This window comes from Priestia sp. FW507-14D1A (genome assembly GCF_058781295.1).
This window is the reverse complement of record NZ_JBYSWQ010000001.1, coordinates 1,555,992-1,570,530: the sequence shown is the minus strand read 5'-3', so window position 1 is coordinate 1,570,530 and position 14,539 is coordinate 1,555,992. Positions and strand designations below refer to the sequence as shown.

General features: G+C 38.3%; 10 protein-coding genes and 2 tRNA genes. 10 read left to right on the top strand and 2 right to left on the bottom strand.

Features of this window, described 5'->3' with window-relative positions; genetic code table 11:
* Positions 1–77 precede the first annotated feature (77 nt).
* The 7 genes from AC3WJG_RS08525 (at position 78) to AC3WJG_RS08495 (ending at position 8,518) form a co-directional block, all read left to right on the top strand.
* Positions 78–168: transfer RNA gene (locus AC3WJG_RS08525), tRNA-Ser, on the top strand.
* A gap of 20 nt (positions 169–188) precedes the next feature.
* Positions 189–260: transfer RNA gene (locus tag AC3WJG_RS08520), tRNA-Glu, on the top strand.
* A 294-nt stretch (positions 261–554) separates the two neighbouring features.
* On the top strand, positions 555–2,516 hold the full coding sequence (gene glgB / locus AC3WJG_RS08515; protein WP_060747076.1) for a 1,4-alpha-glucan branching protein GlgB: 1,962 nt from the start codon (positions 555–557) through the stop codon (positions 2,514–2,516).
* Positions 2,467–3,618: a glucose-1-phosphate adenylyltransferase gene (locus tag AC3WJG_RS08510; RefSeq protein ID WP_016765788.1), complete on the top strand. Its 1,152-nt coding sequence runs from the start codon at positions 2,467–2,469 to the stop codon at positions 3,616–3,618. Before glgB ends, AC3WJG_RS08510 begins: the two co-directional genes overlap by 50 nt.
* A 22-nt stretch (positions 3,619–3,640) precedes the next feature.
* Positions 3,641–4,666: a glucose-1-phosphate adenylyltransferase family protein gene (locus AC3WJG_RS08505; protein ID WP_028410450.1), complete on the top strand. Its 1,026-nt coding sequence runs from the start codon at positions 3,641–3,643 to the stop codon at positions 4,664–4,666.
* The gene (gene glgA / locus AC3WJG_RS08500) at positions 4,663–6,093 is read left to right on the top strand and encodes a glycogen synthase GlgA (RefSeq protein ID WP_098333434.1); all 1,431 of its coding nucleotides are present in this window, start codon (positions 4,663–4,665) and stop codon (positions 6,091–6,093) included. The genes AC3WJG_RS08505 and glgA overlap by 4 nt, the downstream gene beginning before the upstream one ends.
* Before the next feature lie 13 nt (positions 6,094–6,106).
* Positions 6,107–8,518: a glycogen/starch/alpha-glucan phosphorylase gene (locus AC3WJG_RS08495; protein ID WP_028410452.1), complete on the top strand. Its 2,412-nt coding sequence runs from the start codon at positions 6,107–6,109 to the stop codon at positions 8,516–8,518.
* A 38-nt stretch (positions 8,519–8,556) separates the two neighbouring features.
* Here the strand turns inward: AC3WJG_RS08495 and AC3WJG_RS08490 are convergent, their stop codons facing one another.
* Both AC3WJG_RS08490 and AC3WJG_RS08485 read right to left on the bottom strand, forming a co-directional pair.
* Entirely contained in the window at positions 8,557–9,354 is a 798-nt protein-coding gene (locus AC3WJG_RS08490; protein WP_013059569.1) for a TIGR00266 family protein, read from the bottom strand.
* A 93-nt stretch (positions 9,355–9,447) separates the two neighbouring features.
* Positions 9,448–10,200 (bottom strand): TraR/DksA C4-type zinc finger protein, encoded by a 753-nt coding sequence (locus AC3WJG_RS08485; protein WP_013059568.1) that lies wholly within the window; start codon positions 10,198–10,200, stop codon positions 9,448–9,450.
* Between the two features lie 351 nt (positions 10,201–10,551).
* Here AC3WJG_RS08485 and AC3WJG_RS08480 point away from each other — a divergent pair, with 351 nt between their 5' ends.
* The 3 genes from AC3WJG_RS08480 to menH are packed head-to-tail and all read left to right on the top strand — an operon-like array spanning position 10,552 to position 14,527.
* A complete protein-coding gene (locus AC3WJG_RS08480; protein ID WP_098333432.1) occupies positions 10,552–11,973 on the top strand; it encodes an isochorismate synthase in 1,422 nt (473 codons plus the stop codon).
* Positions 11,960–13,714 (top strand): 2-succinyl-5-enolpyruvyl-6-hydroxy-3-cyclohexene-1-carboxylic-acid synthase, encoded by a 1,755-nt coding sequence (gene menD, locus AC3WJG_RS08475; protein ID WP_098249367.1) that lies wholly within the window; start codon positions 11,960–11,962, stop codon positions 13,712–13,714. The genes AC3WJG_RS08480 and menD overlap by 14 nt, the downstream gene beginning before the upstream one ends.
* 3 nt (positions 13,715–13,717) lie before the next feature.
* Positions 13,718–14,527, top strand: a complete 810-nt coding sequence (gene menH, locus AC3WJG_RS08470) for a 2-succinyl-6-hydroxy-2,4-cyclohexadiene-1-carboxylate synthase (RefSeq protein ID WP_028410455.1) — start codon at positions 13,718–13,720, stop codon at positions 14,525–14,527.
* The last annotated feature ends 12 nt before the right edge of the window (positions 14,528–14,539 follow it).

Here is a 14,539-nt window from a genome sequence, read left to right as displayed (position 1 = left end):
CCACAGTAGCTCAGTGGTAGAGCTATCGGCTGTTAACCGATCGGTCGTAGGTTCGAGTCCTACCTGTGGAGCCATACGGGGAAGTACTCAAGTGGCTGAAGAGGCGCCCCTGCTAAGGGTGTAGGTCGTGTAAGCGGCGCGAGGGTTCAAATCCCTCCTTCTCCGCCAGTCGTTTTAAATTTAAATATGGCCCGTTGGTCAAGCGGTTAAGACACCGCCCTTTCACGGCGGTAACACGGGTTCGAATCCCGTACGGGTCATCTCAAAAAGGTTTGCATATATGCAAACCTTTTTTATTTGCGCTTTTTTAAAGATTAAGTAAACAGAAATAATAGTTAGGAATAATTACCATGAATTTTCAGAATAAAAAGTAAGTTTTAAGCAGGATTTTCCCTATATCATATGGAATTATTCATAAAGTAATAAAGTATGAAGAGGATGGGATAAAGAGTAATTTTAAAGAACATTTATTCTATATATATTTGTAGAAAAGGTTTATGTTTTTACTGTAAAAGGGAATGAGTGGTAAGAAGCATATATTATGTGCGTATATTATGTTTGAAGTTAAAGGGGTGGCAAAAGTGAATCTAGCGGTTCAGCCTACTGAATTTGATGTTCATTTGTATCACGAAGGAAACTTATTTCGCAGTTACTCTATTTTCGGTGCGCATCAGGTAACGGTAGAAGGAATTGAAGGCGTACGATTTTGCGTGTGGGCACCTCATGCAAAGAGTGTAAGCGTTGTAGGTGATTTTAATAAATGGAACGGTTTTCAACATTCAATGGTTAAAGTTAATGAAGAAGGTATTTGGATGACATTTATCCCTGAGTTAGAACAAGGGACTATTTATAAATATGAAATCATCACACAAAGCAATCAAAAAAAATTAAAAGCAGATCCATACGCTTTCTTCAGTGAAGTGCGTCCGAACACTGCGTCTATTGTTTACTCATTGGATGGGTACAAATGGAACGATCAATATTGGCGTAGAAAGAAAAAACAGCAAAATATATATGAAAGACCACTGTGTATTTACGAGCTGCATGCAGGGTCTTGGAGGACTCATGAAGATGGCAGCCTTTATACATATAGTGAATTAGCACAGGAGCTTATTCCTTATATTGCTGAACAAGGTTTTACACATATTGAGTTATTACCAGTCATTGAGCATCCGCTCGACCGATCCTGGGGATATCAAGGAATTGGATACTATTCTGCTACCAGTCGATACGGTACACCTAAAGAGTTGATGAACTTTATAGATGAGTGCCATCAAAACAATATAGGGGTTCTTTTAGACTGGGTACCCGGGCATTTTTGTAAGGATGAACATGGTCTGTATATGTTCGATGGAGAACCTACTTATGAATACAAACAAGAACCCGATCGTGAAAACTACGTTTGGGGAACAGCTAATTTCGATTTAGGAAAGCCTGAAGTACAAAGTTTTCTGATTTCGAACGCTTTATTTTGGTTGGAGTACTTCCATATAGATGGATTTCGAGTGGATGCTGTAGCTAATATGCTTTATTGGCAAAATTCTTCTGGAAAAGCAGTGAATGATGGAGCTGTCAGCTTCTTGAAAAAGTTAAATGAAGCTGTTTTTGAATCTGATGAAACGATATTAATGATGGCAGAAGATTCAACGGACTGGCCGCTTGTTACAGCACCTACGTATGAGGGTGGTTTAGGCTTTAATTATAAGTGGAACATGGGATGGATGAATGACGTTTTAACATACATGGAAGCTGGCGTGGAAAGACGTCCCTATCTTCACGATAAAATGACCTTTTCACTAATGTATGCGTTTAACGAAAACTTTATTTTGCCGCTTTCCCATGATGAAGTCGTACATGGGAAAAAATCATTACTTAATAAGATGCCAGGTGATTACTGGCGCAAGTTTGCACAGCTTCGACTGCTATATGGATATTTCTTTGCACACCCTGGAAAAAAGCTTTTATTTATGGGCGGAGAGTTTGGCCAATTTGATGAGTGGAAAGATTTAGAGGAGTTGGATTGGATGCTTTATGACTTTGACATGCATCGCAATCTTAACGGATATATGAAGGATCTCATCAAGATTTATAAGAGAAGCAAGCCTTTATATGAATTAGACCATAATCCAGATGGATTTGAATGGATTGATGTTAACAACCATCATCAACAAATTTTCTCTTTTATTCGGAAGTCGAAAGAAAATCAGGAGATTTTTATAGTTGTTAGCAATTTTTCCGAGCATCCATATCATTCTTACAAAGTTGGAGTTCCAGTTGAGACAGAGTACATTGAAGTTATTAACAGTGATGACGAAGTGTACGGCGGTTCAGGCATTGTAAATAAAAAGGCATTAAAATCAGTGGATGAATCGTTTCACGGCCAACCTTTTTGCATTGAAATGAATATTCCGCCGTTTGGCATTAGTATACTACGAGCAAAGAGAAAACGAGGGGAGAGAAAACAACATGTTAAAAAAGAAATGCGTAGCGATGTTATTGGCAGGAGGAAAAGGTAGTCGGCTAAGTTCGCTTACAAAAAATCTAGCAAAGCCAGCTGTACCATTTGGTGGTAAGTATCGAATTATTGATTTTGCTTTAAGTAATTGTACAAATTCAGGTATTGAAACAGTAGGTGTATTAACACAATATCAACCGCTAGTTCTCAATTCATACATTGGAATTGGAAGCGCTTGGGATTTGGACCGACGGAATGGTGGCGTCACGGTATTGCCTCCATACGCGGAGTCAGATGGAGTAAAGTGGTACAAAGGCACGGCTAGTGCTATTTATGAAAATTTAAACTATTTGACACAATATGATCCTGAGTATGTACTGATTCTATCAGGTGATCACATTTATAAAATGAACTATGAAAATATGCTTGATTATCATATAAACAAAGAAGCAGACGTAACGATTTCTGTTATTGAAGTACCTTGGGAAGAAGCGAGCCGTTTTGGTATTTTAAATACAAATAGTGACCTAGACGTAATGGAGTTCGATGAAAAGCCTCAGCGTCCTAAAAACAATCTAGCTTCCATGGGGATTTATATTTTTAAATGGAGTATTTTAAAAGAATATTTAGAAATGGATGCACGCAATCCATATTCAAGCCATGATTTTGGTAAAGATGTTATTCCGCTTTTACTAGATGAAAAGAAAAAGCTAATTGCATACCCATTCCAAGGTTATTGGAAAGATGTGGGGACTGTAAAAAGCTTGTGGGAAGCGAATATGGATTTGTTATGTGATAAAGACGAGCTTAATTTATTTGACTCTTCATGGAAAGTATATTCTGTTAACCCTAATCAGCCTCCTCAATATATCGCGCCAAACGCCTGCGTGGTGGAGTCATTAGTAAATGAAGGGTGCGTTGTCGAAGGAAACGTAGAGCAGTCCGTGTTATTTCCAGGTGTACAAATCGGCTCAGGTTCTGAGGTCAAGAAAACGGTTGTCATGCCTACTGCAAAGATAGGCTCTAACGTATATATTGAAAACGCAATTGTTCCATCGGATATTGAAGTTCCAGACGGTACTATTATTCGACCGACTAAAGGAAGCGAAGAAGTAATTCTTGTTACTCAAGAATTGATTGAATCAGTTGCTAAATGCATTTAACGAACAGAGAGGATGAACGACATTGAATAATCAAATGCTTGGTATTATTGATGCTTGTACAAACACAACAGCGCTGCAGCCTTTAACTTTTTATAGATCGATTGCTGCCATTCCTTTTGCAGGACGCTATCGATTAATCGATTTTACGCTTTCTAATATGGTGAACTCTGGAATTTCGAGCGTTGCCATTTTTCCTCGTGATCGCTATCGCGCATTGATGGATCATATAGGTTCAGGAAAAGAGTGGGATTTGGATCGGAAGCGAGATGGATTGTTTATCTTCCCTCCTATGACCAGTGATTTACACTTAGAAAGTCCATCACTATTCACGCAGTTCCGTTATCATATTGATTATTTCTTAAGAAGTAAGCAGGAATACGTATTAATTGCGAATAGTTATACGATATGTACAGTTGACTTTGAACACGTGCTGCAACGTCATATTGCTTCAAATGCAGATATTACTGAAATGAAGCAGGGTGATAAATCGCTTAATATGTATATTATTAATAAATCTATTCTAGTTAATATTTTGCAAAATGAATCCCATGATTTTTATACGATTAAAGAAATGGTTCGATATATGGCACAATCTCATCGTGTAGAAAAGTATGAGCACCATGGATATACGGCTGAGATTTCTAGCTTAGATACCTACTATAAAACAAGTATGGAAATTTTATCTCCAGATGTCTGGAAGCAGTTATTTATCAACGAACGTCCTGTTTTCACTAAAGTAAAAGATGAACCGCCTACTCGTTACGCAAAAAAAGCGGTTGTGAAAAACTCAATGATCGCAAACGGGTGCGTGATTGAAGGGCATGTGGAAAATAGTATTATCTTCCGAGGCGTTAAAATTGGAAAAGGTACGGTCGTTAAGAATAGCATTGTGATGCAAAAAGGCATTATTTTAGAAAATAGTGTATTAGAAAATGTTGTTTTAGACAAAGATGTGAAAATAGGAAGTAATGAAACGTTGCTAGGTGAGTCAGGTCTACCTAGAGTCATTGCTAAAGGAACAACTCAAGGAGCGTTGATGAAGTCGTGAATGTATTATTTGCTGTATCGGAATGTGTACCTTTTATTAAAACAGGAGGATTAGCAGACGTAGCTGGTGCTCTGCCTAAAGAATTAAAAAAATTAGGAACGAACGTATGTGTAGTTATGCCAAAGTACGGAACGATTCCTCAACATTATCAAGATGAAATGGTGCTTGAAAAAGTTATTCATGTGCAGGTTGGGTGGAGAAGACAGTACTGCGGAATTGAATCGTTAACGATGGATGGCGTTAAATATATTTTCATTGATAATGAATATTATTTTAAAAGAGATAGCTTATATGGGCACTACGATGACGCTGAACGATTTGCTTTTTTCAGCAGAGCTGTGCTTGAAGCTATCCCATTTTTAGAAAATGAGCCTGATATTATTCACTGTCACGACTGGCATACGGCTATGATTCCATTTTTACTTCGTGCTAATTATGATATGTATGATCATATTCAGACGGTCTTTACGATTCATAATTTGCAATTCCAAGGAATTTTCCCTAAGAGCAATTTATATGAGTTATTAAATTTAAATGATTATTATTTTACTACAAGCCAGCTCGAGTTTTATGGGAATATTAATTTTATGAAAGCTGCGCTTGTATCAGCTGATAAAATTACCACGGTAAGTCCTACATATCGAGATGAAATTCAAATGCCATATTACGGAGAAAGTTTAGATGGATTATTGCGTCAGCGAAATCAAGATTTGATTGGGATTGTAAATGGAATCGATGAAGAAGCTTATAGCCCAGACGCAGATCAGCTTATATCTTATCCTTATTCGGTAGAAGAGATTGAAGGAAAATATAAAAATAAAAAAGAGCTCCAGCGCTATCTTGAATTAGAAGAAAATAAGGATGTTCCAATTATTTCGATGGTTACAAGGTTAACTCAGCAGAAGGGATTGGATTTAGTTAAGCACGTTTTCCATGAGACGGTTAACTTAGGGGCCCAAATTGTTATTTTAGGAACTGGAGAGTACGAGTTTGAGCAGTTTTTCCGTGAGATGGAAGATACGTACCCACAACAAGTAAAAGCCATTATTGGTTTTAATGAGGAACTTGCTCATAAAGTTTATGCCGGTACGGATTTATTTTTAATGCCTTCTCGTTTTGAGCCTTGCGGACTCGGACAATTAATAGCCTTAAAATACGGAACCATTCCAGTCGTGCGTGAAACGGGCGGCCTGAATGACACGGTCAAAGCTTATAATGAATATAGCGGAGAGGGAAATGGCTTCTCTTTTAAGAATTATAATGCTCATGACATGCTTCATACGTTAGAAAGAGCTGTTTCATTTTATCACCAGAAAGATGTATGGAAAAAATTAATGATGGATGCTATGAGTCAGGATTATAGCTGGGGGCAATCGGCATTTAAATATAATCAATTGTATTCAAATTTGACATCTACTCCATCGTGAAAGGGTGAGCAGATTGTTCTCTGATAAAAAAAGCTTTCAAGAGGCTTTTTTAAAAAAGCTGGAAATGACATATGGAAAGAGCTTTAAAGAATCTACTGTTCAAGATCACTATCATACATTAGGAAATATGGTGCGAGAGTATATTAGCAGCGATTGGATTTCAACCAATGAAATTCATAGGTCTTCACATACAAAGCAAGTGTATTATCTTTCTATCGAATTTTTATTAGGCAGACTATTGGGTCAAAATCTGTTGAACTTAGGAATTCGGGAAGTTGTAAAAGAAGGATTAAGTGATCTGAATATTTCACTTGAAAATATTGAAGAGATAGAAGTAGACGCGGGATTAGGAAACGGCGGACTAGGCAGGCTGGCTGCTTGTTTTTTAGATTCTCTTGCTTCACTTAATCTTCCTGGCCACGGTTATGGAATTCGCTATAAACACGGTTTGTTTGATCAAAAGATTGTAAACGGCTTTCAAATTGAGCTCCCAGAACAGTGGTTAAGGCATGGGAATTCATGGGAAGTACGCAAATTAGATCAAGCTATCGAAGTGAATTTTTGGGGCGAAGTTGAAATGGTACAGGAAGACGGAAAATTTTCTTTTCGTCATGTAAAAGGAGAACCGGTCTCTGCTGTTCCTTATGACATCCCGGTTATCGGATATAAAACAGATACAGTGAATACACTTCGCCTTTGGAATGCGGAGCCTTCATCATTTCCAGTACATAAAGATGTGATGGAGTATAAGCGTCAAACAGAGGCTGTATCAGAATTTTTATATCCGGATGATACACATGAAGATGGTAAAATATTAAGATTGAAACAGCAATATTTTCTTGTGTCAGCTAGCTTACAAAGTATTATCAGAGCACATCGAAATACCTATCAAACACTTACAAACTTTCACGAAAAAGTAGCCATTCATATTAACGATACGCATCCTGTACTTGCGATTCCTGAGCTAATGAGAATTTTACTGGATGAAGAAAAAATGGAATGGGAAGATGCATGGCATATTACGTCCAATACCATATCATACACAAATCATACGACTCTTTCTGAAGCTCTTGAGAAATGGCCGATTGACTTATTTCAACCCTTGCTTCCACGCGTGTATATGATTATTGAAGAAATTAATGAACGCTTTTGTAAAGAATTATGGGAAGCATATCCAGGAGACTGGCAGCGGATTGAAAATATGGCTATTTTAGCGCACGGGTTAGTAAAGATGGCTCATTTAGCAATTGTGGGAAGTTATAAAGTAAACGGCGTGGCAAAGATTCATACTGATATTTTAAAAGAACGAGAAATGAAAGATTTTTATCAGTTTTATCCTGCTAAATTTAACAATAAAACGAACGGAATTACCCACCGGCGCTGGTTGTTAAAAGCTAATCCGCAGCTTTCCTCCCTTATTACCGAGGTGATAGGAGATAAATGGATTAAACAGCCGCATTCTCTTATAAAGCTCCAAGAGTATGTGGAAGATCCAAGTTTTTTACAAGGACTAAAAACAGTAAAACAACAGCGTAAAAAGCTGCTCGCGGATATTATTCAAGAGCAAACGGGAATTAAAATAGATTCTAATTCTATTTTTGATGTACAGGTTAAAAGGCTTCATGCTTACAAAAGACAGCTTTTAAATGTGCTGCACATTATGTATTTGTACAATCGATTAAAAGAAGACCCTAATTTTCAAATCGTTCCTCGTACATTTATTTTTGGTGCGAAAGCTTCTCCCGGCTATTATTATGCAAAAAAAGTCATCAAGCTAATTAACTCTGTAGCTGATGTTGTCAATAATGATCCACAAACATCACCGTTTTTAAAGGTCGTTTTTTTAGAAAACTATCGGGTGTCACTTGCTGAGTATATCTTTCCTGCAACGGATGTCAGTGAACAGATTTCAACCGCCAGCAAAGAAGCTTCGGGAACGGGAAATATGAAATTCATGATGAACGGAGCTTTAACTCTTGGCACGCTGGACGGAGCGAACGTCGAAATTAGCGAGGCAGTAGGAAAAGATAATGTCTTTATTTTTGGATTAAAAGCCGAAGAAGTGTTGAGCTATCAGCAAAATGGGGGATACCGTGCCTATGATTATTACCATCATGATAAGCGGATTCGACAAGTGCTCGAGCAGCTTACAAACGGCTTCCTACCAGACACATATGACTTATTCGAGCCTATATATGATTCATTATTAATGCAAAATGATGAATACTATGTACTCCGTGACTTTGACTCATACGTTACGGCACAGCAAAAAGTAAACGAAGCTTATAGAAATGAAAATAAATGGCTTCAAATGAGTGCGACGAACATTGCACATTCCGGCTTTTTTTCTAGTGATCGAACGATTGAGGAATATGCATCTGATATTTGGGGAATTCACTCCACTAAAAATTTATTAAATCAATAAATAGAAAAGGTGTAGTCAAAGACTACACCTTTTTTATTTTATCTGTTGTCACCGTTTAAGAAATCACCTAAAGAACCAAGAATACTGCCTTCACCTTTCCCTCCCGTTGGCGAAACTGCACTTGATAAAACGCGATCGGCTAGTCGGCTAAAAGGAAGAGATTGAATCCAAACTGTTCCTGGTCCTGACAGAGTAGCAAAAAACATGCCTTCTCCTCCAAACAGAGCTGTTTTAATTTTCCCTACATATTCGATGTTGTAGTTTACATCACGGGTCATGGCCACTAAACACCCAGTATCCACACGAAGGCGTTCACCCGGCTGCAGCTGTCTTTTATGAATGGTCCCGCCTGCATGCAAAAATGCCAAGCCATTACCTTCTAATTTTTGCATAATAAAACCCTCACCGCCAAAGAAGCCCGTTCCTAGTTTTTTTTGAAAATCAATGCCAACGGATACGCCTTTGGCAGCGCATAAAAAGGAGCTCTTTTGACAAATGATTTTATGATCGAGCTGCTCTAAATCGACAGGAATAATCTTGCCTGGAAAAGGTGAAGCGAAAGATACTTTTCGTTTGTGATATCCGTTATTTGTATATACTGTCATAAATAAGCTTTCGCCAGTTAATACGCGTTTCCCAGCTCCTTTTAGTTTATTAAAAAGCCCGCTGCTGTTGGAGGAAGAACCGTCACCAAAAATGGTTTCCATCTCAATATCATCTTCCATCATCATCATTCCCCCAGCTTCTGCTATAACACTTTCTGAAGGATCTAATTCAATTTCAACAAACTGCATGTCATCTCCATACAATTTATAATCAATTTCATGTGCATTCATCATTTTCACCTCATTATAATTCTAATCTCCTATTCATTCGATGTCATCTCCTATAGCTCCTACCAAAAATAGAAAAAAGAGTAGTATGAAGAACTACTCCTTTTCAGTGTATGGATCTTTCTCATAGGCCGGTAAATCTCCAAATATGGTCATTGTACCTTCTTCATCCAGTGCATTTTCATATCGCTCATGCTCTTTTGAAGGGTAAATAGGAAGAGGCTGTCCATATAAATCGGTAGCGGCAAAGTTTTCATAATCTTCAACGTACCCAATAGCTTCATCTGCCTCAATATAGGTTTCACTATAGTTAGACGTATCTTCTATAAAATCAGAAGGAGATTCAGACGTCCCGTAACGCGCAACGTCTTGCCAAGAATCTTCTGCGTCATATCCTGTCGTTTCGGTATCGTCATAGTCGTATTGACCAAATGGGTGATGGAGAACATTTTCTTCTACAGGTCTGTGCTTTGGAATATCCTGTGATGGGCTATGTTCTCTACAGTATAAAGTAGTTGGTACAGCCTGAAGTCTTTCAAACGAGATATCTGCTCCACATACTTTGCATGTTCCATACGTGCTGTGAGCGATTGCCTGAAGGGCTTCTTCTATTTCATGTAGCTCTTGTTTTGCATGTTCATTTAGTGCAAGGTCTTTTTCACGCTCGTATGTTTCCGTGGCTGTGTCACCAGGGTGGTTATCGTAGCTTGAAAGTTCTCCTACAGCGTCGTGAGCGTCGCTTCGAGTTAGACCAAAATGATCATTTTGGTCAAAGTGCGATTGAATATCAGCCTGCTGCTGTTGTAAATTTTGTTTTAACTGACTGATTTCTTGTTTTGAAAGTGTCATGAAGCTCCCCCTTAAAAATTTATTGTGCTTTTGTAGTATGTGTTAAAAATTCAAAAAAACACGATTCATATTAGGAGTATTTGGGGTATTCATGAAGCTAAGAGAGAAAAGGAGTGGGAAATTAAAGAAAGTTAAAGGTTATAGAAAAGGGTATGATAAAAATAACGTTCTCGAGGTCTAAGGAGTACTAAATAGATCATAAAGATTTTTGATTCATTTAATGAAAAGGCATAATTTAGACAAGCGAAATTAATTTTTTCTCGTGAATCACGATGCTAGATTTTTTTGAACTGAAAGTTTATAATAAGTTAGTTACAGGCTTAAGAAAAAAGATGAACGGGGGGACGTAGTGTGATTGCAACGACCGAACAGTTAGTACAAGAATACATTAAAGATGCGATTGAGTGTGCAAAAAATGAAAATCAGCCAAAATTGGTCAGTTTAGTGAAAAAAGTAAGACCTATTGACCCCCTTATTTTTTATGCGAACGGACATGACCAGTTTTATAAAGAACGCTTTTTTTGGAAAGATCCCAACAGTTATTATACATTTGTTGGATTAGGATATGCGCATACTATTTGCACCAATGCGGCAAAAGAACGTTATTTCCACATTGAAAACGAATGGAAGCGCTTTATAAAAGAAGACTTTTATAAAAATAACCAAATTTTCCCGGATGGGACAGGTCCTCTTTTATTTGGAGGATTTTCATTTGACCCAAATCAGTATCGAGAAAACTATTGGAGTGATTTCCCGAGTTCAAAATTTATGATTCCAACTGTGTTATATACCCAGGTAGACAAAGAAGGATATCTTACCGTTAATATGATGGTTAAAGGACAAGATTCTGTTAAAAAGCACATCAATTATTTCGAAGAGGTCCAAAAACTTGTTCTTTGTGAAGAGTACGACGGGGAATCTCATATTTCACCTTTGCTGTTGGAAAAAGAGGAAATTGGGGTAGAGAAATTTAAAGGAAATATTGAAAGGGCTACTACTTTAATTAAGCAACAGGCTATAGAGAAAGTGGTTCTTGCTCGTCAATTAAAAGTAAAATTTAATGAAGATATTTCTACTGAATACGTGCTTCAGCGTCTGTTAAAGGAACAGCCAACTAGCTACACATATATTTTAGAGGGAGAGCATCAGCATTTTATCGGCGCTTCCCCAGAAAGGCTAGTGCAAAAACAAGGAGATTATGTGTTTTCCACATGTTTAGCGGGTTCGATTCCAAGAGGAAAGACAAGGCAGGAAGATCACGAACTAGGTGAGGAATTGCTTCAAGATCCCAAGAACTTAATTGAACACGATGTTGTTGTTCATATGATTAAAGAAGCGATGAATTCTTACTGTTATGAAGTAGAAATTCCAAGTAAGCCAAGTTTATATAAAACAAAGCATATTCAACATTTGTATACACCTGTTAAAGGACGTATAAAGGAAGATGTGACGCTATTTTCATTTATTCAAAAGCTCCATCCAACACCAGCGCTAGGAGGATATCCTCAACAGGAGGCCCTGCCTATTATTCGAAAGCTAGAATCCTTTGACCGAGGGTGGTATGCAGCTCCTTTAGGATGGATGGATATCAACGGAAACGGTGAGTTTATAGTAGGAATCCGCTCCGCTGTTATTCAGCAGAAAGAAGCCGTTTTATTTGCGGGCTGTGGAATTGTAGCAGATTCTACGCCTGAAAGTGAATATGAAGAAACAAGAATTAAATTCAACCCGATGCTTTCAGCTTTAGGAGGGATTATGCGTGGAACACATTAAATCATTAACAACGTATATTGCGTCATTCGTGGATGAATTAGTAGAAGCAAATGTTGAAGAAGTAGTGGTCAGTCCAGGGTCACGTTCAACGCCTATTGCGATGCTTATGGCTGAGCACCCTAATATTCATGTGCACTTAAATATTGATGAACGTTCCGCCGGCTTTTTTGCTCTAGGAATAGCAAAAGCAAAGAAAAAACCAGTGGCGCTTGTATGTACATCTGGAACAGCTGCAGCGAATTATTATCCTGCAGTAATTGAAGCTCACTATTCACGCATTCCTTTAGTCGTGATCACAGCGGATCGGCCGCATGAGTTAAGGGATATAGGTGCCCCGCAGGCCATTAATCAGAATCATCTTTTCGGTCAATATGCGAAGTGGTTTGTAGATACAGCTTTACCAGAAGAAAGTGCAGATATGAATCGTTATATTCGAACAGTAGCTTCAAGGGCTGTTCATACAGCTCAAGCTATACCGAGCGGTCCTGTACACATTAACGTACCTTTACGTGAACCGATTGTACCAGATTTATCTATTGAAGATTTATGGAGTCAAGGGAAACGCGGTAAATCATATGTGTCTGCTATTCATGGAGAAGCATCTCTATCTGAAAAAGGTTTCGAAGAAATTGCGAAGCGCTTAGAAGGAACAACAAAAGGACTTATTATATGCGGAGATCAAATGTCTTTAAAAGCAGTAGACAGCGTATGCCGTTTAGCTGAATCTTTAAGCTTTCCAGTGCTCGCAGATCCGTTATCACAATTAAGAAGCGGCAAGCATTCAAAAGAAAATGTAATAGAGACATATGATACATTTTTAAAAAGTGATAAGGTTGATGAGCGTTTTCACCCGGAAGTTGTCATTCGTTTTGGCGCGATGCCTGTATCAAAACCGCTATTGCAATTTTTGAAAGCACACGAGCCGACAGAAATGTTTGTAGTGGACCAAGGTAAAGGCTGGAGAGATCCTACTTTGCGTTCAACAGTGATGATTGAAGCCGATGAGACATTATTTTGTGAAGAACTGATCAAACGTCTTTCAGCGAATCAAGAGGAATCTACTTTATGGCTGAGTCTGTGGAAAAAGATTAATGCTCAAACTGTACAGGCTTTAAGAACATTAACTTCTGGCCAGGAATGGTTCGAAGGACAAGTAGTTCAAGAAATTGTTGATGTAGTACCTGAAGGCACGGCTTTGTTTGCTGGAAATTCAATGCCTGTTCGAGATATTGATTCTTTCTTCTTAAATACGGAAAAAGAGATTCCACTCTTTGTAAATCGGGGTGCAAATGGAATTGATGGTGTAGTTTCGTCTGCTCTAGGCGTAAGCACGGCTTACGATCACACCGTTTTATTTATTGGTGACCTATCGTTTTATCACGATCTAAATGGTCTTTTGGCAGCTAAAATGCATAATTTAAATTTAACCGTTGTGCTAGTTAACAATGACGGCGGAGGAATTTTTTCATTTTTACCGCAGTCAAAACAAGAAAAGCACTTTGAATTTTTATTCGGTACGCCAACTGGATTAAACTTTGAGCATGCGACTCGTCTGTATGATGGCACATTTTCTTCAGCAAGCAGCTGGGAAGAATTTCGACATGCAATGAACCATGCTTTCGCAAAAGGCGGGTTGCATGTTGTAGAGATTCGTACAACTCGTACAGAAAATGTAGAGACTCATCGCAGTTTGTGGAAACTTGTTTCCGAGGAAATAAATTTGTCAAACGGTGAGGAATAAGCAATGATGTATCAATTAAGTGGTGTATCTTACTATGTGCACACCGAGGGGAAAGGAGAGCCGCTGCTTCTGCTTCACGGTTTTACTGGTTCTTCTCAAACCTGGCGTACCCTTATGAAGAAATTCGCTAAAGACTATCAGGTGATTGCTGTTGATATTATTGGTCATGGCCAATCAGCAGCTCCGAAAGAAATCAAACCATATTCAATGGAAGCAGTTGTTGAAGCACTGCATGAGCTGCTTCAACAGCTATCTCTATCACAGGTGAATGTAATCGGATATTCGATGGGAGGAAGACTTGCTCTTTCATTTGCTCAGCGATATCCACACCTTGTGAAAAAGTTGTTATTAGAAAGCGCATCGCCTGGTTTAAAAACACGAGAAGAACAAAAGCTAAGAAAAGAAAAAGATGAACAGCTGGCGAGCCGCATTATGAAAAATGGGATTGAAGAGTTTGTGAACTATTGGGAGGAAATCCCTCTGTTTCGTTCTCAAAAGCAATTGCCTCGTCATGTCCAAGAAGCGGTGCGTAAAGAAAGACTTTCTCATACAGAGATCGGCCTTTCCAACAGTTTGAAAGGAATGGGGACAGGAGTCCAGCCGTCCCTTTGGGAGAAGCTGGACGATCTGGTGATGCCGGTTTTGCTTATTACAGGAGAAGTAGATCAAAAGTTTTGTTTAATTTCCAAAGAAATGCAAACATTAATACCAAATGCTACTTCTAAAATTATTTTAGGGACAGGCCATGCAATTCACGTGGAACAACCCGAGATTTTTGGTAGAATAGTAAGTGAGTTCTTAGCTACTACATAATTAGGAGGAAAT